17 protein-coding genes are annotated in these 19294 nt (G+C 70.4%); 7 read left to right on the top strand and 10 right to left on the bottom strand.

Features of this window, described 5'->3' with window-relative positions; translation table 11 throughout:
- From FPZ47_RS14485 to FPZ47_RS14475, 3 genes are all read right to left on the bottom strand, one after another.
- The coding region (locus tag FPZ47_RS14485) for an ISL3 family transposase (protein ID WP_342781073.1) at positions 1 to 1320 on the bottom strand (1320 nt) is incomplete at its 3' end.
- Positions 1321 to 1505: 185 nt separating this feature from the next.
- Positions 1506 to 2411 (bottom strand): SDR family oxidoreductase, encoded by a 906-nt coding sequence (locus FPZ47_RS14480; RefSeq protein ID WP_144952236.1) that lies wholly within the window; start codon positions 2409 to 2411, stop codon positions 1506 to 1508.
- A gap of 29 nt (positions 2412 to 2440) precedes the next feature.
- Positions 2441 to 3085 carry a TetR/AcrR family transcriptional regulator gene (locus FPZ47_RS14475; protein WP_144952234.1) on the bottom strand — a complete coding sequence of 215 codons (645 nt, stop codon included), beginning with the start codon at positions 3083 to 3085 and terminating at the stop codon, positions 2441 to 2443.
- 115 nt (positions 3086 to 3200) lie between these two features.
- On the opposite strand from FPZ47_RS14475, the gene FPZ47_RS14470 reads away from it, so the two are divergent.
- A complete protein-coding gene (locus tag FPZ47_RS14470) occupies positions 3201 to 4682 on the top strand; it encodes a cytochrome P450 (protein WP_144952232.1) in 1482 nt (493 codons plus the stop codon).
- Here the strand turns inward: FPZ47_RS14470 and FPZ47_RS14465 are convergent.
- Positions 4663 to 5163 (bottom strand): 2-isopropylmalate synthase, encoded by a 501-nt coding sequence (locus FPZ47_RS14465; protein WP_246133426.1) that lies wholly within the window; start codon positions 5161 to 5163, stop codon positions 4663 to 4665. The genes FPZ47_RS14470 and FPZ47_RS14465 overlap by 20 nt on opposite strands.
- A 420-nt stretch (positions 5164 to 5583) precedes the next feature.
- Between FPZ47_RS14465 and FPZ47_RS28390 the strand changes: the two genes are divergently transcribed.
- Complete coding sequence (locus FPZ47_RS28390) at positions 5584 to 5739, top strand: hypothetical protein (RefSeq protein WP_168209453.1); 156 nt, start codon at positions 5584 to 5586, stop codon at positions 5737 to 5739.
- 81 nt (positions 5740 to 5820) lie between these two features.
- Here FPZ47_RS28390 and FPZ47_RS14460 read toward each other — a convergent pair whose 3' ends face one another.
- The 3 genes from FPZ47_RS14460 to FPZ47_RS14450 form a co-directional block, all read right to left on the bottom strand.
- Positions 5821 to 6816 (bottom strand): sensor histidine kinase, encoded by a 996-nt coding sequence (locus FPZ47_RS14460; RefSeq protein WP_144952245.1) that lies wholly within the window; start codon positions 6814 to 6816, stop codon positions 5821 to 5823.
- Between the two features lie 83 nt (positions 6817 to 6899).
- Positions 6900 to 8384, bottom strand: a complete 1485-nt coding sequence (locus FPZ47_RS14455) for a FadR/GntR family transcriptional regulator (protein WP_144952243.1) — start codon at positions 8382 to 8384, stop codon at positions 6900 to 6902.
- A 19-nt stretch (positions 8385 to 8403) separates the two neighbouring features.
- Positions 8404 to 9600 carry a thiolase family protein gene (locus FPZ47_RS14450; RefSeq protein WP_144952230.1) on the bottom strand — a complete coding sequence of 399 codons (1197 nt, stop codon included), beginning with the start codon at positions 9598 to 9600 and terminating at the stop codon, positions 8404 to 8406.
- Between the two features lie 52 nt (positions 9601 to 9652).
- Between FPZ47_RS14450 and FPZ47_RS14445 the strand changes: the two genes are divergently transcribed.
- The gene (locus FPZ47_RS14445) at positions 9653 to 9985 is read left to right on the top strand and encodes a Zn-ribbon domain-containing OB-fold protein (RefSeq protein WP_144952228.1); all 333 of its coding nucleotides are present in this window, start codon (positions 9653 to 9655) and stop codon (positions 9983 to 9985) included.
- 79 nt (positions 9986 to 10064) lie between these two features.
- Here FPZ47_RS14445 and FPZ47_RS14440 read toward each other — a convergent pair whose 3' ends face one another.
- Together FPZ47_RS14440 and FPZ47_RS14435 are read right to left on the bottom strand one after the other, a co-directional pair.
- Entirely contained in the window at positions 10065 to 12245 is a 2181-nt protein-coding gene (locus FPZ47_RS14440; protein WP_144952226.1) for an acyl-CoA dehydrogenase family protein, read from the bottom strand.
- Between the two features lie 107 nt (positions 12246 to 12352).
- Positions 12353 to 13111, bottom strand: coding sequence for an SDR family NAD(P)-dependent oxidoreductase (locus FPZ47_RS14435; protein ID WP_144952224.1), 759 nt, complete (start codon positions 13109 to 13111; stop codon positions 12353 to 12355).
- A 101-nt stretch (positions 13112 to 13212) separates the two neighbouring features.
- Here FPZ47_RS14435 and FPZ47_RS14430 point away from each other — a divergent pair, with 101 nt between their 5' ends.
- Entirely contained in the window at positions 13213 to 14742 is a 1530-nt protein-coding gene (locus FPZ47_RS14430) for an ATP-dependent DNA ligase (RefSeq protein WP_144952222.1), read from the top strand.
- A gap of 160 nt (positions 14743 to 14902) precedes the next feature.
- Here the strand turns inward: FPZ47_RS14430 and FPZ47_RS14425 are convergent, their stop codons facing one another.
- Positions 14903 to 16492 carry an FAD-dependent oxidoreductase gene (locus FPZ47_RS14425; RefSeq protein WP_144952220.1) on the bottom strand — a complete coding sequence of 530 codons (1590 nt, stop codon included), beginning with the start codon at positions 16490 to 16492 and terminating at the stop codon, positions 14903 to 14905.
- Positions 16493 to 16633: 141 nt separating this feature from the next.
- Between FPZ47_RS14425 and FPZ47_RS14420 the strand changes: the two genes are divergently transcribed.
- The 3 genes from FPZ47_RS14420 to FPZ47_RS14410 all read left to right on the top strand — a co-directional run bounded on the left by FPZ47_RS14420 (position 16634) and on the right by FPZ47_RS14410 (position 19221).
- Complete coding sequence (locus FPZ47_RS14420) at positions 16634 to 18151, top strand: Hsp70 family protein (RefSeq protein WP_144952218.1); 1518 nt, start codon at positions 16634 to 16636, stop codon at positions 18149 to 18151.
- Between the two features lie 11 nt (positions 18152 to 18162).
- On the top strand, positions 18163 to 18828 hold the full coding sequence (locus FPZ47_RS14415; protein ID WP_210419911.1) for a nitroreductase family protein: 666 nt from the start codon (positions 18163 to 18165) through the stop codon (positions 18826 to 18828).
- A gap of 69 nt (positions 18829 to 18897) precedes the next feature.
- Positions 18898 to 19221, top strand: coding sequence for a DMT family transporter (locus FPZ47_RS14410; RefSeq protein ID WP_144952216.1), 324 nt, complete (start codon positions 18898 to 18900; stop codon positions 19219 to 19221).
- Positions 19222 to 19294 lie beyond the last annotated feature (73 nt).

Below are 19294 nucleotides of genomic sequence, written 5' to 3'. Positions count from 1 at the left end.
AGTCCTATTATCCTTGCGGCAGTGCACCTTTCGCGTCAACGACACCCGCAAACGCGGAATTGCATGAAAGATCGAGGGTAGTGCTGGGCAGAGGCCGCCTCGAGTCAGCAGGGCCATGGCTATCAGTGCGTCCGGGCTGTGGAATCCGTAGGCGCGCTTGGTCAATGCCCTCAGGTGGGTGTTGGTGGTCTCGGATCTGGCGTTGGACAGTCCGTGATCGAGCGTGTTCCAGATGAGGTCGCGGTAGCGGCGGATGCTGCGGGCCAGCGCGGCGAACTCGGGGATGCGCGAGTGCGAGGCCCACGACAGCCACCCGGCCAGCAGCTGCCGCCCGTGGGTGCCCTTGACCCGAAACACCTCGCGTAGTTGCTCTTTGAGCAGATACGCCCGGTAGAGGGTCTTGTTGGTGTCGGCGATCTCAGCGAAGCTGGTGCGCTGCTCGGTGGTCAACTCGGGCGGGTTCTTGCGGGTCGCCCACATCGCGTGCCGATCGGTGATCCCGGCGCGGATCATGGTGCGTACCCGCACCTTGTCCAGCGCCTTCATGGCCCAGACCACGACATGGAAGGCGTCCAGGCAAATCAGCGCCTGCGGCGCGCGGGCACGCACCAGGGCATGGATCCATTCCGCGCCGTCGCAGCTGACGTGGGTGAGCAGCTTCGCCCGCTCGGCGCCGAGCTGGTCGAAGAACCGGCCCAGCGTGTCCTGGTTGCGGCCCTCGCCGGCCCACACCAGCCGGCCTGTCGTGTGGTCCACCACGCACGTCAAGTAGCGGTGCCCCTTGCGGTAGGCGATCTCGTCGATCCCGATCCGCGACAGTCCGGCGAGCAGGTCGTTGGTGTCGCGGCCATCGGCAACCACCCTGGTCACGATCGCCGCCACGGTGCGCCAGGCGATCCGCAGCAGCACCGTGAGCACGCTCAATGCGGTGTGCGCGGCCAGCCACGCGCAGGTGTCCTCGAACGCCCAGGTGTGTTTGGCGCCCGGCCGCGCCCACGGCACATGCGCGACCACCACCCCATGCTCGCCGCATGCCACCCGCGGCGCCGCGGCCTGCAGATAGGCCTTGGTGGTCCCCACATCCAGGGTGCGCCAGCGCCTGATCCCGTCCCCAGCGCGGCCCCCCGCGTCATACCCCGGGCACCGCTTGCGACACCGCGAACAACGGCCCGCCTGCGATGCCTTGGGCCGCACCGACAACACCAGCACCTCGGTGGTCTTCGGCTGCTTGCGGCCCGTGGTCTCGGTCGCGATCCTCACGTCCTCGATCACCATGTTCTGGTCACCCAGACCGGTCGCGAATACCCTGGACATGCGCAACGCCGTAGCTCCTTCTTCGTCTTGAACCTGGAATCAGTCCAAAACGTAAGCAGGACACGGCGTTGCGCCCAAACCCCCAGGTCAAACACCCACTACAACGTCACAAGAGCCGAATAGGTACAGGGACGCGAATTCCCGGCGGCGAAAGTGCGGGGAAGGCGCGGCGCCACCGCCGCCGGCCCGGATTATTCGGAATGCGACCCCGACCGGCCATGCCGCGGCTCGGGCACCGGGCCGGGCCGGAGTGCGCGCATGAACGCCACGTTGACTGCGCGCATCGCCACGCTGTAGGGCCACCAGGCCAGTCGCTTGAAGGCGTACAGCGCGCGGATGTCGGCCGACGTGTAGATGAGGTACCGGTTCCTGGCGACCCCGGCGACGATCTTCTCGGCCGCCCGTTCCGGCGACACGGCGTGCCCGCCGAAGCGGTCGACCCAGCGGGCGACCCTGGGGTCTGCGCGGTCGACGCCGGCGATCTCGACCGTGTCGATCAGCGGGGTGCGCACCGCGCCGGGCACCACGACCGACACCCCGATGCGGTGGCGGGCCAGGTCGAAGCGCAGCACCTCGGAAAGGCCGCGCAGCCCGAACTTGCTGGCGCTGTAGGCGGCGTGCCAGGGCAGCGCGACCAGTCCGGCCGCCGAGGAGATGTTCACCAGGCGCCCGCCGCGTCCGGCCGCGACCATCGGCGGGACGAACGCCTCGATGACGTGGATCGGCCCCATCAGGTTGATCGCGATCACCTTGTCCCACTGCTCGTGGGTCAGCCGGTCCACGGTGCCCCAGGCCGACACCCCGGCGATGTTCATCACCACGTCCATGCTCGGGTGCGCGGCGTGCACGTCGGCGGCGAACGCCGCGACCGCGTCGTAGTCGGCGACGTCCAGGACGCGGTGCTGGGGCACCCGCGCGCCCAGCGCCCGCGCGTCGGCGACGGTGAGCTGCAGGCCGTCGCCGTTGCGGTCGGTCAGGTAGAGCTCCGCGCCGTCGGCGGCCAGCCGCAGGGCGGTCGCGCGGCCGATGCCGCTGGCCGCGCCGGTGACCAGGCACCGCTTCCCTGCGAAGTACCCCCCGGATGCGCGGTGCGCCATGGCCGAGACGATACCGGCGGCGGCGCGGCTCACCGGTGGCCGCCACCCCACAACGCGTTGAGCCACAGCCGCTCGAGCACCGCCACCCGCCGGTTCACGTCGTCGTGGGGGCCGACCATGACGGGGTCGCCGGTCAGGGCCAGCGCCGTGGTGCCCGCCAGGGTGCGCACCAGTGTCGGGATGTCCTCACTGATCGGGTGTGCGGTCCCGGCCTCCATCTCGGCCTCGACGATCGCGACGATCTCCCGCAGCACCACCTCGAACTGCTGCTCGAGGATGTCGCGGATCTCGCCGTCGGTGTAGCGGGCGGCATTACAGGCCGTCATCACCGGGTCGTTGTGCGCGTACACGGCGGCGGCGCTGCCCACCATCCGCACGGCGAACTGCTCGGGCGACTCGCCCGGCTGGCGCGGGGCGAAGTACTGGGTGAGCTCTTCGAGTTCCTCGGTGGCCTCGGCCACGATCTGGGCGAGCACCGAGTATTTGGAGTCGAAGTAGAAGTAGAAACCGGAGCGGGCCACCCCGGCGCGGGCGCTGATCGTGGCGACCGACAGTTCGGCGAACGGTCTTTCCTGCAGCAATGCGCGCGTGGCCTGCAGGATCGCCTGCCGCTGCTTGTCTCCGCGCCGCTGCAGGGCCGGCCCCGGCTCCGGATCGGCGGCGTGGGTGCCCATGCTCCGACCTTGCACCACGCCGACCGAAAAGCAAACTTGACAGCCGTCAAGTTTGTGTCGAAGGATGGAGGCACGTGACGGCTGTCACTTGTCCCGGGCACCCGAAGGAGCGTCTATGGTCGCCACCATCAGCACCCCGCAGTACCTGCTGGATCAGGCGCGCCGCCGGTTCACCCCGTCGTTCAACAACTTTCCCGGCATGGGCATCGTCGAACGCCGGCTGCTCAACACCGAGTTCCCGGAGCGCAAACTCGCCGACCCGCCGCCCGGCAGCGGGCTCAAGCCGGTCGTCGGCGACGCGGGGCTGCCGGTCATCGGGCACCTCATCGAGATGTTGCGCGGCGGACCGGACTACCTGATGTTCATGTACCGGACCAAGGGCCCCGTCATCTTCGGGGACTCCCCGGTGATGCCGGCCGTCGCGGCGCTGGGCCCCGACGCCGCGCAGGTCATCTACTCCAACCGCAACAAGGACTACTCGCAGCAGGGCTGGGTCCCGGTGATCGGGCCGTTCTTCCACCGCGGGCTGATGCTGCTCGACTTCGAGGAGCACCTGTTCCACCGCCGGATCATGCAGGAGGCGTTCACCCGCTCCCGGCTGGTCAGCTACGTCGAGCAGATGGACAAGGTCGTCTCGCAGGTGGTCGCCGACGACTGGGTGGTCGACGACGCGCGCTTCCTGCTCTATCCGGCGATGAAGGAACTCACCCTCAACATCGCCTCGATGGTGTTCATGGGCCATGAGCCGGGCACCGACCACGACCTGGTGACGAAGGTCAACAGGGCGTTCACCGTCACCACGCGCGCGGGCAACGCGATCATCCGTACCCCGGTGCCGCCGTTCACCTGGTGGCGCGGGCTGAAGGCGCGCGAGCTGCTGGAGCACTACTTCCGGGAGCGGGTCGCCGAACAGCGCGGCAAGGACGGCAACGACCTGTTGTCGGTGTTGTGCCAGAGCGCCGACGAGGACGGCAACAAGTTCACCGACGAGGACATCGTCAACCACATGATCTTCCTGATGATGGCCGCGCACGACACCTCGACGTCGACCGCGACGACGATGATCTACCACCTGGCCGGCAACCCGGAATGGCAGGAGCGCTGCCGCGACGAGTCCAACCGGCTCGGCGACGGGCCGCTGGACATCGAATCGCTGGAGAAGCTGGAGTCGCTCGACCTGGTGATGAACGAGGCGATCCGGCTCGTGACGCCCGTCCAGTGGGCGATGCGCCAAACCGTCCGCGACACCGACCTGCTGGGCCACTACATCCCCAAGGGCACCAACGTCATCGCCTATCCCGGACTGAATCACCGGCTGCCCGAATTGTGGACGGACCCAATGAAGTTCGACCCGGACCGCTTCACCGAGCCGCGCAACGAGCACAAGCGGCACCGCTACGCGTTCACCCCGTTCGGCGGCGGCGCGCACAAGTGCATCGGGTCGGTGTTCGGGACGCTGGAGATCAAGACGATCCTGCACCGCCTGTTGCGCAGATACCGGCTCGAGCCGCCCCGGCCCGGATACCGGGCCGTGTGGGACTACGGCGGCATGCCGGTGCCCAAGGACGGCATGCCGATCATGCTGCGCCCGCTCTGAGGGCCGCCGCGGCGAACAGCCGGTTGGCGCAGGCGATCACGGCGCGCTGCGCGGACTGCGCCGGATCGTCCGACCAGCCCAGCGCCCACTGGGCGCGCACGCCGTCGGTGCCGCGGACGAAGGTCACGGTGTCGGCGCCCGCTCGCGTCTGGTGGAACCTCAGGATCTCCACGGTGATCCCGCGTTCGTGCAGCATCGCGGTGAGGGCGGCGATCGGCCCGCTCGCGGCGGCGGTCGAGGTGCCGATGCGGTCGCCGACGGCGATCACGGCCCGGAAGTTACGCGCCTGCGGACCGAGGCGCCCGGCGGCACGCGGCGCGTCGGTGCATTCCCATTGCCCCAGCCGCACGGGGCCCGGGGTGTGACCGTAGGTCGCGACGAAGGCCTCCCAGGACAGGGCGTCGGCCTCCTCCCGCAGACCGCGCGGCAGCGCGGCATCGCCGCGGTGAGGAGGCCGGGGACTCGGCCGGGTAACCAGCATTTCGGTCTTCTTCGTCGGTCGACAGGAGCGACCGACGGCAGCAGCTTGCGGCCCACAGCGGGGGGTCGGTCCGGGTCAGACCCCGCTGCGGGTGCCGGCTACTACGGCACGCACGAGAAGACGCACGTGCCGAACGTTAGACGCCGCGTGGCGACGATGCAAATTCGGACGATGCAAATTCGGACGATGCAACTTCGGATGACGCAACTTCGGATGCACTGTCGTGTGGCGCAACCCTTCCCGGGCTCAACGCCCGGTATCGTCGTCGTGTCGCCGACGATGGTCCCGCGAAAGTATTGGTGGCCAACACTTTCCGGACCGGGCTCCAAAACGGCTCCCGCTGCGCGGTGCCGGCGATAGCATGCGGTGCGGCAGAAATCGCACGGGCAGATGTTCCACCAGGCAACGAAAGGCGCTTCGATGAACGCGAAGAAGACGGGTAAGGGGATGCAGACGGTGAAGATCCTGGTTGCCGCGGGGGCGACGCTGTTCGCGGTGCTGTCGGCGAGCTGCGCGGCGCAGGCACCGACGACGGGCACCGGCGTGGCCCCGGTGTCGCAGTCCCCCGCGCGCTAGCGGGGAAGGTACGGTCCGGGACAACTCACGACAGGGTCACAAAGCGGGCGGTTCGGCCGGCGGCGGCGGTCCCGCCGGGGCTCAGCCGGCCGACCGCGGCGAAGGCTCGCAGCGCAGGTACACCCGGATCGTCGTGCCGGTCGCGGTGGTGTGGGTACGCACCAACTCGGATAGGGCGTTGACCAGGAACAGCCCCCGGCTGGCGCGGCCGGCGGAGCCCGGGTTCAATCGCCCGGCCAGCAGATCGTCGAGCCTCCCGCTGTCGCGCGCCTCACAGATCAGGTGCTCGCCCTCCCGCCAGAAGGACAACCGGCAGGCGCCGTCGGCGTACGTCAGGCTGTTGGTCGCCAGTTCGGTGGCGACCAGTTGCAGGTCCGCGATGCCGTCGCGCGGCAATCCCACCCAGCCGGCGTAGTCGACGGCGAACGACCGCGCGGGACGCAGATCCTCGGATTTTCTGACGGTGTAGGTGACGGCCCTCGGGTTGGCCGTGAGCGGCTGGTTGCAGGCCTCCAGCGCGTCGTCGGGCGCGTACTCGGTGCTGCGCTGCAGCGCACCGTAACTCCACAGCAGCGGGTGGGTGGTGCGGGCGCTGGCCAGGACGTCGTCGTCGAGTCGGCTTGCGTCGTACAGGCACAGCCCGGTCACCGGGCGGCCTTCGAACGCCCCGTTGACCAGCGCTTCGTGCTGTGCACAGGCGACCAACTCGTCGGCGCTGCGGCCGGGCCAGGCAAGCTGGCTGACGATCCGCACCCGTCGGTCCGGATGCTCCTCGGCGAACGAACTCGCGACCGCCAAAAACCGGCACGGGTTGCGTGCGATTTCGGCGATGTCGGCCAGCCGCAGCCCGGTCCGGGATCGGCCGGGCCCGTCGCACAGCTCGTCACGCAGCGTCGCCAGGTTGGCTTCGGGCATGGCGACCAGCACGGGCTCACCCGCCGCCAAACCCTCGGCGACGAAGCGGGTGACATGGTCCCCGCACTCGCGTTCGGACCGGTAGACAAGCGCGGAGTGAAGGAAACCCTGGCGCTCGTTCCTCATGTCCAAGGACACCTCGGCGCTCTCGCTTTCGATCAGGATGCCGGCCCTGCCGGATCGGCCGTGTCGCGTGTTGCTGTGTCCATACCCGCCAAGCGCCTTGGCTATGCGCGCGAACTCCGCTACAGCCACCGGGACGCGGCGGCGTCGAGATGGCGCCGGAGACGGTAGCGGGCCAAACTGTCGTCGCCGGCCGCGACGGCCTGCAGGATGCGCAGGTGGGCGTGGTCGACGGCGACGACATCGTCCCACGTCGGCGGCGGCCGGCCGGTGTTGCTGGACCAGTGCCGGCGGAACAACTCGACGATGATCCGCAGGAACAGGTCGAGCAGCGCGTTGCCGGCCAGGTGCGCCAGGCCGACGTGGAAGCGGAACTCCTCGACCGCGGCGCGGCCCGCGTCGCCGGCGGCCTGGTGGTCGATGCCGCTCCGGGTGTTCAGGAAGGCCGCCACCTCCGGGTCGGTGCGCCGCTGGACCACTCGGGCCACATTGTCGATCTCGATGGCGTCCCGGATGCAGCGCAGGTCCTCGCGGCTGGGCTTGCGGTACTGCAGATACAGCGCGATCGTGTCGATGCTGGCCTGCGGCTGCGGTGTGGTGACGATCAGCCCGCCGCCGGGTCCGCGCCGCATCCGCGCGATCGAATGGTGTTCGAGTAGCCGCACCGCCTCGCGCAGCACCGCCCGGCTCACCCCGTAGCGCTCCAGCAGCGCCGCCTCGGTGCCGAAGACCGAACCGACGTGCCACCCGCTGGCGGCGATGTCGTCGCCGATGGTGGCCGCGAGGCCCTCGGCCAGCTTGCCGCGCGGCGCCTCGGGGTCGACGCGGGGCGCGCGGGGCCGGCCCGCTCGGGCGCCGGGACCTGCCCCGCCCGGGTGATGCTGCTGCAACCAGGCGGTCACCCGTTCCACGTGGCGATCGCTGAGCGTCTTGGCCCGCGCCACGTCGCCGGCGGTGACGGCGGCCACGATCTCGCAGTGGTCGCCGTGCATGTGCTCGACCGCCTCGACGGCCTCGCTCGCCGAGTCCGTGCGCGCCGTGCGCGCATACCGCGCGGTGAGCCTGATCAGCACGTCGACGAACAGCTGCAGGACCGGGTTCTTCGACCTCTCCGCGAGCGCGACGTGGAACTCGTCCCGCGGCGCCGGCAGGCCCGGCCGCCACCGCTCTTCGGCGCGCAGCACCGCTCGCAGCCGCGCGATCCCGGCTTCGTCGATGCATTCGGCGGCAAGCGAGGCCGCCAGCGGCTCCAGCACCCTGCGCGCGTTGAGCAGGTCGCCCGGCGTGGTGCCCAGGTACTCCAGGTAGATGACGACGGCCCGGGTCGCGGGACCGGCGTCGGGCTCGCAGACCAGCAGCCCGCCGCCCGGCCCGCGCCGCATCCGCGCGACCTGGTGGTGCTCGACGAGGCGGACCGCCTCGCGCAGCACCGATCGGCTCACCCGAAAGCGTTGCTGCAGTGCCTGTTCGGAGCCCAGCGACTCCCCGACCGGCCAGCCGCGGCGAACGACGTCCGCCTCGATGTCACGGGCGACCTTGGCGGCCAGTTTGTCGGCCTGGCCGACCGCTACGCTCAACTGCGCCCTCCGACAACCACTTTCCAGCATTTCCGGCATCTCCATCAGGTCAGCAGGTCAGCAGCATGCACCCCGCGACCGGACCACCGCCCACGGAGACCACGCCGACCTCGGGGCGCCGCGCCACCTGCCGCTCCCCGGCCTCGCCGCGCAACTGCAGGCAACCTTCGTGCAGCGCCCAGTAGCCGTGCATGCGCCCTGCCGAGAGCTGGCCGCCGTAGGTGTTGAGCGGCAGGGCACCGTCGCGGGCGATCCGCCCCCCGCCGTCGACGAACGGCCCGGCCTCGCCGTCGCCGCAGATTCCGAGGGCTTCCAGCCACGCGATCGTCAGAAACGTGAAGCCGTCGTACAACTGCGCGACGTCGAGATCGGTGGGCGTCAACTGGGTGCGCGACCACATCTGGGCCGCGGCATCCGACATCGCCATCTTGGGGTAGTCGTCGCGGTGGAACCAGCCACCGGCGCCGTCGGACCCGCCGATCGCCTCCACCGACACCGCGCGGTGCGGGCAGTCGCGGGCGTACTCCGCGTTCGACACCACCACCGCGACCGACCCGTCGATCGGGACGTCGCAGTCCAGCAGCCCGAACGGTGTCGACACCGGACGCGCGCCGAGGTAGTCGGCCATCGTCATCGGTTCGCGGTACACCGCAAGGGGATTGAGCGCCGCGTTGCGCCGGCCGTTGAGCGCGACCCAGCCCAGCTGTTCTTTGGTGGTGCCGTAGAGCTCCATGTGGCGGCGGCAGTTCAGCGCCAGCCAGTTGGCCGCCGAGTAGGCGTGCGCCGCAATCAGGTCGTTGACGTCGTCCATCGGGCCGACCGCCGGGCGTGGCGCCCCGTCGGGCGCCTCGAACATCCGCGCCAGCGGCGGGGCGGGGGCGTCATCCCCCTGCGGCCGCACCGGGACCGTCCCGCCGAGCATCTGCACGGTGCGGTACACCACGACGTGGCGGGCCCGCCGCTCGGCGACCGCGCGACAGGCCGACATCACCGGGCTCAGCAGCCCCCCCGTGCCGAACCCGGACCCGCAGTCGGGGGCCTCGATGCGCAGTTCGGCGTTGACCACCCCCGGGGAGGTGTCGCCCAAGCTCGCGATTCCGTCGATGTCGTCGGCTCGCAGGCCGGCATCGGCGATGGCGGCCCGGACCGCCTCCAGGGTGAGTTCGGGCCCCGGGATGCCGGTGCGACGGCCGATCCGGGAGATGCCGATGCCGGACACGATCGCGTCCTTCTCGAAATACGTCATCGCCGCACCGCCGTAAACCGAGTCATGAGGAATTGAGTGTACTGTATTGCTCGTGTCAGTCGAGCTGCTCATCGAACACTGCGACGGCTGCGCGCGCTGGGTGCATCCGCCGAGTGGCCAATGCCGTGACTGCGGCGGCACGCTGGTCGCCCGGCCGGTCGCCGGCCGCGGGACGGTGCTCACCTATACGGTCAACCACCACCCGTACAACCCGCAGATCCCGATCCCCTACGTGATCGCCATCGTCGAGCTCGCCGAGCAGAGCCGTCTGCGCGTGGCCGGCAATATCGTTGACTGCGAACCTGATTCGGTGGCGTGCGGGATGGCCGTCGAGATCCGCCCGGAGCAGGGCAGCGGCGGCGCCCCGGTGTTCGCGCCGGCCTGAGGGTGCCGAGCAGACGCAAAAGCCCCAAAAATCGGAGATTTTGGGGTGCTTTTGCGTCTGCTCGGCGTAACTGGCGCGCTCAGTTGATCAGCGGGTCGCGCGGCATGCCGAGGATCCGCTCGGCGATCTGGTTGCGGGTGACCTCCGAGGTGCCGCCGGCGATGGCCATGCCGCGTGCGCCCATCACCATCCGGCCGACCACCGCACCCGGCCCGTCGGTCAGCGCGACCTCGGGTCCCACCAGCGCCGCCCAGATCGCGGCGCCCTCGACCATGTGGTCGGCCAGCTTGAGCTTGGTGATGTTGCCCTCCGGGCCGGGACCGGCCCCCTCGACGCTGCGGGCCGCGCGGCGCAGGTTCAGCAACCGCAGGGCGTGATCCTCGGCGAGGAACCGGCCCACCCGGGCCCGCGCGCCCGCCAACCGGTCGGAGCCCTCCCCGGCCAACTGCACCAGGGCGGGGGCCAGTCCGCCGTAGGACGCCCCGCTGCCACCGCCGATGCTGACCCGCTCGTTGCCCAGCGTGGCGCGCGCGACCGTCCATCCCGAGTTGGGCGTCCCGACGACGTCCTCGTCGGGAACGAACACGTCGTTGAAGAACACTTCGTTGAACTCCGAGCCACCGGTGATCTGCCGCAACGGCCGCACCTCCACCCCGGGCGCCTTCATGTCGATGATCACCGTGGTGATGCCGGCGTGCTTGGGCGCCTCGGGATCGGTGCGCACGGTGGCCAGGCCGCGGGCGCAGTACTGGGCCCCGCTGGTCCACACCTTCTGGCCGTTGATCTTCCAGCCGCCGTCCACCCGGACCGCGCGGGTCTTGACGGACGCGGCGTCCGAGCCGGCCTCGGGCTCGGAGAACAGCTGGCACCAGATCTCTTCCTGGCGCAGCGCCTTTTCGACGAATCTTTCGATCTGCCAATCGGTTCCGTGCTGGATCAGGGTCAGGATCACCCACCCGGTGATCGAGTAGTCGGGGCGCTTGATGCCTGCCGCGCGGAACTCCTCCTCGATCACCAGTTGCTCGACGGCGTCGGCGGCGCGGCCCCAGGGCCTGGGCCAGTGCGGCATCACGTAGCCGGTCGCGAGCAGCTTGTCGCGCTGCGCCTTGTCGTCCAGCGCCGCGATCTCGGCGGCGTCGGCGCGGACCCGGGTGCGCAGCTCCTCGGCTTCGGGCGGCAGGTCCAGGCTGTTTTCCCGGGTCGCCCCGGCCGCGGTGCGCTCGAAGACGTCGCGGGGCGGCGCGTCGCCGCCGAACAGCGCCGCGCTGACCAGCGCCCGGCGCAGATGCAGGTGCGCGTCGTGCTCCCACGTGAAGCCGATTCCGCCGTGGACCTGGATGTTGAGTTCGGCGTTGCGCGCGTACGCCGGGAAGGCCAGCGAAGCCGCGACCGCGGCGGACAACCGGAACTGCGCTTCGTCCGCCGAGGAGTCCTCTGCCGCCGCACGCGCGGCGTCCCACACCGCGGCCACCCCCGACTCCGCGCCCACCAGCATGTTCGCGCAATGATGCTTCACCGCTTGGAAAGTCGCGATGGTGCGGCCGAACTGCTGGCGCACCTTGGCGTACTCGACGGCGGACTCGACGCAGTCCGACGCCCCGCCCACGGCCTCGGCGGCCAGCAGCGTGCGGGCCCGGGCCAGCGCCGATTCCCGCGCACCCGCCAGCACGTCGTCGGCGGTGACCGTGACGTTGTGCAGCCGCACGCGTCCCGAACGCCGGGTCGGGTCCAGGTTCTCCGGCACGTCGACCGTCACGCCGGCGCGGTCGCGCTCCAGCAGCAGGACGTCGTCACCGGCGGCGATCAGCAGCAGGTCGGCCAGCCCGGCCCCCAGCACGATCCCGGCCTCGCCCGCGGCGACACCGTTTTTCAGTTCGACGCGGCCGTCCAGGCCGATGCCCGCGGCGACGGTGCCGTCGATCAGGCCGGGCAGCAGCCGCGACTTCTGCGCGGCGGTGCCGTCCTTGGCGATCACCGCCGAGCAGATCACCGTCGGCACGAACGGGCCCGGTGCGACCGCGCGGCCGAGTTCCTCGATCACCACCACGAGTTCGGGCAGGCCGTAGCCCGAGCCGCCGTGCTCCTCGTCGATGTGCAGGCCGAGCCAGCCGAGCTCGACGAGGTTCGGCCAGAAGCCCGGCCGCACCTCGTCGGCGGCGTCGAGCAGCGACCGCGCCGCCCAGCGCGCCTTCTGTGACGTCAGAAACGCGCGGGCCACCTCGGCGAGTTCGCGGTGGTCGTCGGTCAGGGCAATCGCCATGGGGCCTCCTCGCGACTGGAATGTGACCGCCTGCCCCGCTCCGGAAGGGAGCGGGGCGGCTGCCTAAAGAGTGTACTTATTCCGGCTCGGGCCCGGACCCGGGGTGGCTACTTCGGCGCGAACCGCTGCCCGGCGTCCAGCCGGATGCACTGACCGTTGAGCATCGGGTTGTCCACGATGGCCGCTGCCAGCTTCGCGTACTCGACGGGCCGGCCCATCCGCTTGGGGAACGCCGCGTCCCGGGTCAGGGCGGCCGCCATCTCGTCGGGAACCATGGACGTGATGCCGGTCAGGAACAGGCTCGGCGCAATCGCCAGCACCCGGATGCCCAGCGACCCCAGGTCACGGGCCATCGTCAGGCACATGCCCGCGATCCCGGCCTTGGCGGCGGTGTAGGCGATCTGGCCGATCTGGCCCTCGAAGGCCGCGATGGACGCGGTGTTGATGATGACGCCGCGCTCCTCGTCTTCGGGCTCGTTGCGGGCCATGTGTGCGGCGGCCAGGCGGCTGATGTTGAACGTGGCGATGAGGTTGAGATCGACGACGGACCGGAAGGATTCGAGGTCGTGCGGACCTTCCTTGGTCAGCGTCCGCTTGGCGATGCCGCCGCCGGCGGTCGTCACCACGACGTGCAGGCCGCCCAGTTTGTCGACGGCGCCCTGCAGGGTCTGCTCGGTCCCGGTGAAGTCGGTGACGTCGACGGGGTAGAACGCGCCACCGAGGCCCGCGGCCACGCTCTTGCCGTCGGAGTTCTCCCGGTCCAGGACCGCGACCTGGGCGCCGCGCTGCGCCAGCAGTTCGGCGGTGGCGCGACCCATCCCCGACGCGCCGCCGATGACGACGACCTTCTTTCCGTTGATCTCCATCCGGTTCTCCCTGTCAGAATGCCTGGAATCTGTAACGTTACGTGGGCACGCTAGCGGGTCCGCCCGGCAGGGTTGTCGGCGAGCCGTGCCAAGCTGGTCTCGTGCTGCTTCTCGACGTGGCCGCCACGTCGCTCGCCGTGGGCGCCACCTCGTCGCGCCTGGCCAAGGTCGCCCAGATCGCCGAGCTGCTGCGCCGCGCCGCGCCCGACGCCGAACTCGTCGCCATCGTGGTGTCCTGGCTGTCCGGCGAGCTGCCGCAGCGCCAGATCGGTGTCGGCTGGGCGTCGCTGCGGTCGCGGCCGGCGCCCGCGCCGGAGCCCTCGCTCACCGTCACCGGCGTCGACGCCGCCCTGTCACAGATCGGCGCGGTGGCGGGCAAGGGATCGCAGCCGCGCCGGGCCGAACTCGTGGCCGGATTGTTCTGCGCCGCAACGGAACCCGAACAGGAGTTCCTGGTGCGGCTGCTCGGCGGCGAGCTGCGGCAGGGCGCGCTGGCCGGGGTCGTGTCCGATGCCGTGGCCCGGGCCGCCGACGTCCCCGCCGCCGCGGTCCAGCGCGCCGCGATGCTGGGCGGGGATCTGCCGGCGGTGGCCGCGGCCGCGCTCTCCGGCGGCGTGCCGGCCCTGCGGGAGTTCGCGCTGCGGGTCGGCCGGCCGGTCGGACCGATGCTGGCGCAGACCGCGGCCGGTGTGACCGATGCGCTCCGACGACACGGCGGCGCAACGGTTTTCGAGGCGAAGCTGGACGGTGCCCGGGTGCAGATCCACCGGGCCGGCGGCGAGGTGAGCGTCTACACCCGCAGCCTCGACGACGTCACCGCCCGGCTGCCCGAGGTGGTGGTGGCGACGCTGGCCCTGCCGGTGCACGACCTGATCGCCGACGGCGAGGCGATCGCGCTGCGGCCCGACCACCGGCCGCACCGCTTCCAGGTCACCGCCTCCCGGTTCGGCCGGTCCGTCGACGTGGCCCAAGCCGTTGCGGCCCAGCCTCTTTCGGTGTTCCTCTTCGACATCCTGCACTGCGACGGCGTGGACCTGCTCGACGCGCCGACCACCGAACGGCTGGCCGCGCTGGACGCGTTGGCGCCGCCGGGGCTCCGGGTCGACCGGCTGCTGACGTCCGACCCCGCCGAGGCGGCCCGCTTCCTGGACGCGACGCTGGCCGCCGGCCACGAGGGGGTGATGGCCAAGTCGCCGGACGCGCCGTATCAGGCGGGCCGCCGCGGGGCCGGCTGGCTGAAGGTCAAGCCGGTACACACGCTGGATCTGGTGGTCCTCGCCGTGGAGTGGGGATCGGGGCGCCGCCGCGGCAAGCTGTCCAACATCCACCTGGGCGCGCGCGACCCGGCCACCGGTGAATTCCTGATGGTGGGAAAGACGTTCAAGGGCATGACCGATGCCATGCTCGACTGGCAGACGGCCCGGTTCACCGAACTGGCGGTCGGCGGAACCGAGGGTCACGTGGTGCGGCTGCGCCCCGAGCAGGTGGTCGAGGTGGCGCTGGACGGGGTGCAGAAGTCGTCGCGCTATCCGGGCGGACTGGCGCTGCGCTTCGCCCGCGTGGTGCGCTACCGCGACGACAAGGGCCCGGCCGACGCCGACACCATCGACGCCATGCGCGCGCTGTACTGAGCCGCCGGCGCGGCCCCCACCGCGAGCGTGAAAATCACGACGCGACACGCCGATCGGGCGTCGGTGAATTCACATTCGCGCGGCGCCGCAGCAGTGACGACTCGACGCTGCCTCACTGCGCATCTGCCTTACAGCGCATCTGCCTTACTGCGCATCTGCCTTACTGCGCATCGGAATTCCACCGCCAGTCCGGCCGGTGGACGTATTGCAGCGCCTCGGCCACCGTCAGCCCGCTCGCCGCGCGGGCGCGGTTGTCCGCACAGTGACGACGAAAGATCGCCATGTCCGCCTCGCTCGGCGGATGCGCATCGCGATACGGCACCTTCTGCCCCACCAGCATCACCAGATATCCTTCGAGCCCGAACTGATTGTCCTGCCCGATCGTGCTCGTCACATAATGCCGACAGAAACCCGTCGGCCCGTTCTCGCGATAGAAGTCCAGCAGCGGCTGCACCGGTGTCACGTCCACCTCGTTGCAGCACGCGGTCCAGAACTCGTTCTGGAGGCGCGTGTTGAACCGGTAGTGGACCGACAGAAAATCCCTGATGCCGTCCCACCAGTCGACGAACAGCGTGTTGTAGAGCGCCTTGAGGCTCGGCGTCGGGTCGAGCTGCGACTGCACGAGCATCTCGACCATCGCCTTGATCTGCGACGACGCGACCATCAGCGCCGTCGCCTCGAGCGGCTCGACGAAGCCGCACGCGTTGCCGATCGCGAAGACGTTCTTGACCCAGCCCTTCTCGTAGCGCCCCGAGCGGAACTTCACGACGTGATCCCACGTCTTGGCCTTCGGGTTCTTCTGCACGAACTCCTCGCGCGCCTGGTCGTCGCTGAGGAAGTGTGACGAATAGACGTAGCCCCGATTGATCGCGTGCTCGTGGTCGATCTGCCAGCACCAGCCGGCCTCCATCGTCTCGGCGATGGTGTAGGGGTAGATGTACTCGTCGGTCCGGTCCCAGCTGCCGACGATGGCGCGGTCACAGAAGAGCGAGCTGTCGTACGGGAGGAACGGCGTCCCCAGCGCGCGGCCGAGCAACTCGGAGCGAAAGCCGGTCGCGTCCACGTACAAGTCGGCCGAGAACGTGCGGCCGTCGTCGAGGACGACGGCCCGCACGCCCTGCTCATCGACGGGCACGCCGGTGATGCGCGCGTCGACGATCTCGATGCCGCGCGCGACGGACGCGCTCTCCAGCGCCTCGACCAGCGCGGGATTGAACAGGTGCAGTGCCGTGTTGGGCGTGATCAACGGCCCCTGGCCGCTCGGATGCTTCTCGAACGCCTTGCCCTGAGCCATCAGCGCAGCGTTCATGTCGACGCTGTCGAAATCGTCGCCGCAATAGAAGCCGTTGTAGCGATCGAGGTCGGTGTAGAACCCGTCGAGCTGGAATGCGAACCCGTAGTCGAATGACGTGCGTGGCCCCCAGAGGAAGTGGATGCCCGTCTTCCAGGTCGGCCGGACGGTCGAATAGAACTGCTTCTGCGGCAGTTTCAGGTAGTCGAACAGCAGGTTGACGATCTGCGGCGTGGTGCTTTCGCCGACGCCGATCACGCCGATGTCCTTGCTGCGCACGACGCGGACTTCGAGCGCAGGAGCCTGTTGTTTGAGCGCAAGCGCGGTGAGCAGGCCGGCACTGCCGCCGCCGACGACGAGTACGGATTGGATCATTGCTTCCCTGCTTTCCGTGCGACCGACAGCCTGATCCGGAAGACACCCGCCGCCTGCCGGGCTGACAGCGTCGGGTCGAGTCATCCGTAAGCCCGTCACAGAGCGGACCTATTCAAGCAGATGACAAGGCATCCCGCTTGCCAACGTACCCACAGCTCGCCGGGGCGGGCGGCGCGCCGCAGAAAGGATGTGCTCAAACCGGTGGCAGAGCCCTAAAATCGGGCGATGCGAGTCGGCATCGACTTCGGCACCACCCACACCGTCGCCGCGGTCGTCGACAGGGGCAACTACCCGGTCGTGTCCTTCGACGGAGTCGACACCTGGCCCTCGCTCGTCGCGGGCAACGCCGCCGGCGAGCTGCGGTTCGGGGCGGACGCCGCCGCGGTCCGCCACGAGCCGGGATGGTCGGTGCTGCGGTCGTTCAAGCGACTGCTCAACGACGCCGGACCGCAGACCGAGGTGACCCTGGCCGGCCGCGGCCACCGCCTGGCCGACCTGCTCACCGGCTTCCTGGCCCGGCTGAGAAGCGACCTCTGCGACCGGTCCAACGCCGGGCTCGCACCGGGTGAGACCGTCGAGGCCGCGATCAGCGTGCCGGCCAATGCCTCGAGCGCCCAGCGGTTCCTGACCCTGGACGCGTTCGTGGCGGCCGGTTTCCACGTCGTCGCCCTGCTCAACGAGCCGTCCGCCGCGAGCCTGGAGTACGCCCACCGGTACCGCTCCACCATCACCGCCAGACGCGAGTACGTCCTCGTCTACGACCTGGGCGGCGGCACCTTCGACGCCTCGCTGCTGAAGATGACCGGGCCCGCGAACGACGTCGTCCTCAGCGAGGGCATCCAGCGCCTGGGCGGCGACGACTTCGACGAGGCCATCGTCGACCTGGTCCTCGCCGGATCCGGGCTGGGCGAGGTGGACGACGGCCGCCGCGACCTCCTCAGGGAGGAGTGCGCCGCCCGCAAGGAGGCCGTCGGGCCGCAGACCCGCCGCTTCCTGGTGGACCTGACGGCGGTCGACCGGCCGCCGTTCGCCTGCGGGATCGACGACGTCTACGCGGCCTGCGCACCGCTCGTCGACAAAACCGTCGAGATCCTGCGTCGCGTGCTGCGCGACCCGGCCGCCGGAGACGAGGTGACGACGTCGGAGGTGGCGGGAATCTACGTGGTGGGCGGGGCGGGCAGCTTCCCGCCGGTCTCGCGGGCGCTGCGCGCGGCCTTCGGCGACAAGCGCGTCAAACGCTCGCCGCACCCGTTCGCCGCGACCGCCATCGGCCTGGCCGTCCACCTCGACACCGAGGCCGATTTCGAGCTCTCCGAACGCTTCTCGCGTCATTTCGGGGTGTTCCGCGAGGCCGAGGCCGGCACCGGCGTGGTCTTCGACCCGATCGTGCCCAAGGACGCGCCCCTGCCGGCCGACGCGCACTCCCCGCTGGTCGTCCGGCGCAGCTACCGGGCCGCGCACAACATCGGGTGTTTCCGGTTCGTGGAGTGCAGCCGCATGGTCGACGGCCGTCCCGACGGGGACGTGATGCCGTTTGACCCGGTGTACTTCCCGTTCGACCCGGCCCTGTATGACCGCCCCGACCTCGGGCGGCACGCCGTCGGCCGGTGGACCGACGGGCCGGACGTCGAGGAGCGCTACGAAATCGCCCCCGGCGGTGCGGTGCAGGTCACGCTCACCACGCAGCCGGCCGGTTTCCGGCGCACCTTCCGGCTGGAGCGGCGCGCCGCCGCGGCCTCGTGAGCCGGCCCGCCGTGGACCTCTACGACGTCATGCGAACCGCGTTCGCCGCGCGCGAGTTCACCGACGACACGCTGCCCGACGACGTGCTGTCGCGCATCCTCGACAACGCCCGGTTCGCCCCCAGCGGGGGCAACCGGCAGGGCGCGCACATCACCGTGGTGCGTGACGCGCGGACCCGCCGCCGGCTCGCCGAGCTGGGCGCGCCCGCCGCCCGCCGCTACGTCGCCCAGCTCATGGCCGGCGAGAGCCCGTGGAATCCGCTGCGGCCCAGCGGGGTGCCCCAGGACGTGATCGATGCGACCGAGATTCCCGACGCGTTCGTCGCGCCGCTGGCGAACGCGCCGGTGCTGCTGGTCGTCTCCGTCGACCTGGGCGTGGTCGCCGTCCTCGACCAGGAGCTGGACCGCGTCGGCATCGCCGGTGGGGCCTCGGTCTACCCGCTGGTGTGGAACATCCTGCTGGCCGCCCGCAACGAGGGCTACGGCGGCACGATCACCACGATGGCCATCGCCGCCGAGGACGAGGTCCGCCGGTTGCTGGGCATCCCCGACACGCACGCGGTCGCCGCGCTGGTGCCGCTCGGCAAGCCGGTGCGACAGCCGACCAGACTGCGCCGCCGGTCCGTCGCCGAGTTCGTCACCCGCGAACGCTTCGACGGCCCCGCGTTCGAGGGCTGAGCCGGGGTGACCGCCCGGGCGCTCCCATCGTGTACACACCTACATGGGGTCCCTACACCGGGAGGCGACGTGAGCTATCTACTCCTCATCTGCGCGATCTTGGCCGAGGTGGTGGCGACCAGCCTGCTCAAGAGCACCGACGGCTTCAGCCGGCTCTGGCCGACGGCGGTGTGCCTGACCGGGTACGCGGTGGCGTTCGCGCTGCTGGCGTTGTCGATCTCCCGCGGTATGCAGACCGACGTCGCCTACGCGCTGTGGTCGGCGATCGGGACGGCCGCGATCGTGCTGATCGCCGTGCTGTTCCTCGGCTCCCCCCTGTCGGTCGCCAAGGTCGTCGGGGTCGGCCTGATCATCGCCGGCGTCGTCACGCTGAACCTCTCCGGTGCCCACTGACCCACTCCGTGACGGCGCCCATCGGCCGGGCGATCGCCGAACAGCCGTCCAGCGAGTGCGGCAGCGATGTCGG

Origin of the sequence: Mycobacterium helveticum, from assembly GCF_007714205.1 — a bacterium.
GTDB lineage: Bacteria > Actinomycetota > Actinomycetes > Mycobacteriales > Mycobacteriaceae > Mycobacterium > Mycobacterium helveticum.
This window is presented reverse-complemented; position numbering and strand designations above follow the sequence as displayed.

Excerpts from the sequence above, each read along its gene's own strand:
- FPZ47_RS14480 (WP_144952236.1), bottom strand. The coding sequence starts at position 2,411 with ATGGCGCACCGCGCATCCGGGGGGTACTTCGCAGGGAAGCGGTGCCTG.
- FPZ47_RS14475 (WP_144952234.1), bottom strand. The coding sequence starts at position 3,085 with ATGGGCACCCACGCCGCCGATCCGGAGCCGGGGCCGGCCCTGCAGCGG.
- FPZ47_RS14470 (WP_144952232.1), top strand. The coding sequence starts at position 3,201 with ATGGTCGCCACCATCAGCACCCCGCAGTACCTGCTGGATCAGGCGCGC.
- FPZ47_RS14465 (WP_246133426.1), bottom strand. The coding sequence starts at position 5,163 with ATGCTGGTTACCCGGCCGAGTCCCCGGCCTCCTCACCGCGGCGATGCC.
- FPZ47_RS28390 (WP_168209453.1), top strand. The coding sequence starts at position 5,584 with ATGAACGCGAAGAAGACGGGTAAGGGGATGCAGACGGTGAAGATCCTG.
- FPZ47_RS14455 (WP_144952243.1), bottom strand. The coding sequence starts at position 8,384 with ATGCTGGAAAGTGGTTGTCGGAGGGCGCAGTTGAGCGTAGCGGTCGGC.
- FPZ47_RS14450 (WP_144952230.1), bottom strand. The coding sequence starts at position 9,600 with ATGACGTATTTCGAGAAGGACGCGATCGTGTCCGGCATCGGCATCTCC.
- FPZ47_RS14440 (WP_144952226.1), bottom strand. The coding sequence starts at position 12,245 with ATGGCGATTGCCCTGACCGACGACCACCGCGAACTCGCCGAGGTGGCC.
- FPZ47_RS14435 (WP_144952224.1), bottom strand. The coding sequence starts at position 13,111 with ATGGAGATCAACGGAAAGAAGGTCGTCGTCATCGGCGGCGCGTCGGGG.
- FPZ47_RS14425 (WP_144952220.1), bottom strand. The coding sequence starts at position 16,492 with ATGACTCGACCCGACGCTGTCAGCCCGGCAGGCGGCGGGTGTCTTCCG.
- FPZ47_RS14420 (WP_144952218.1), top strand. The coding sequence starts at position 16,634 with ATGCGAGTCGGCATCGACTTCGGCACCACCCACACCGTCGCCGCGGTC.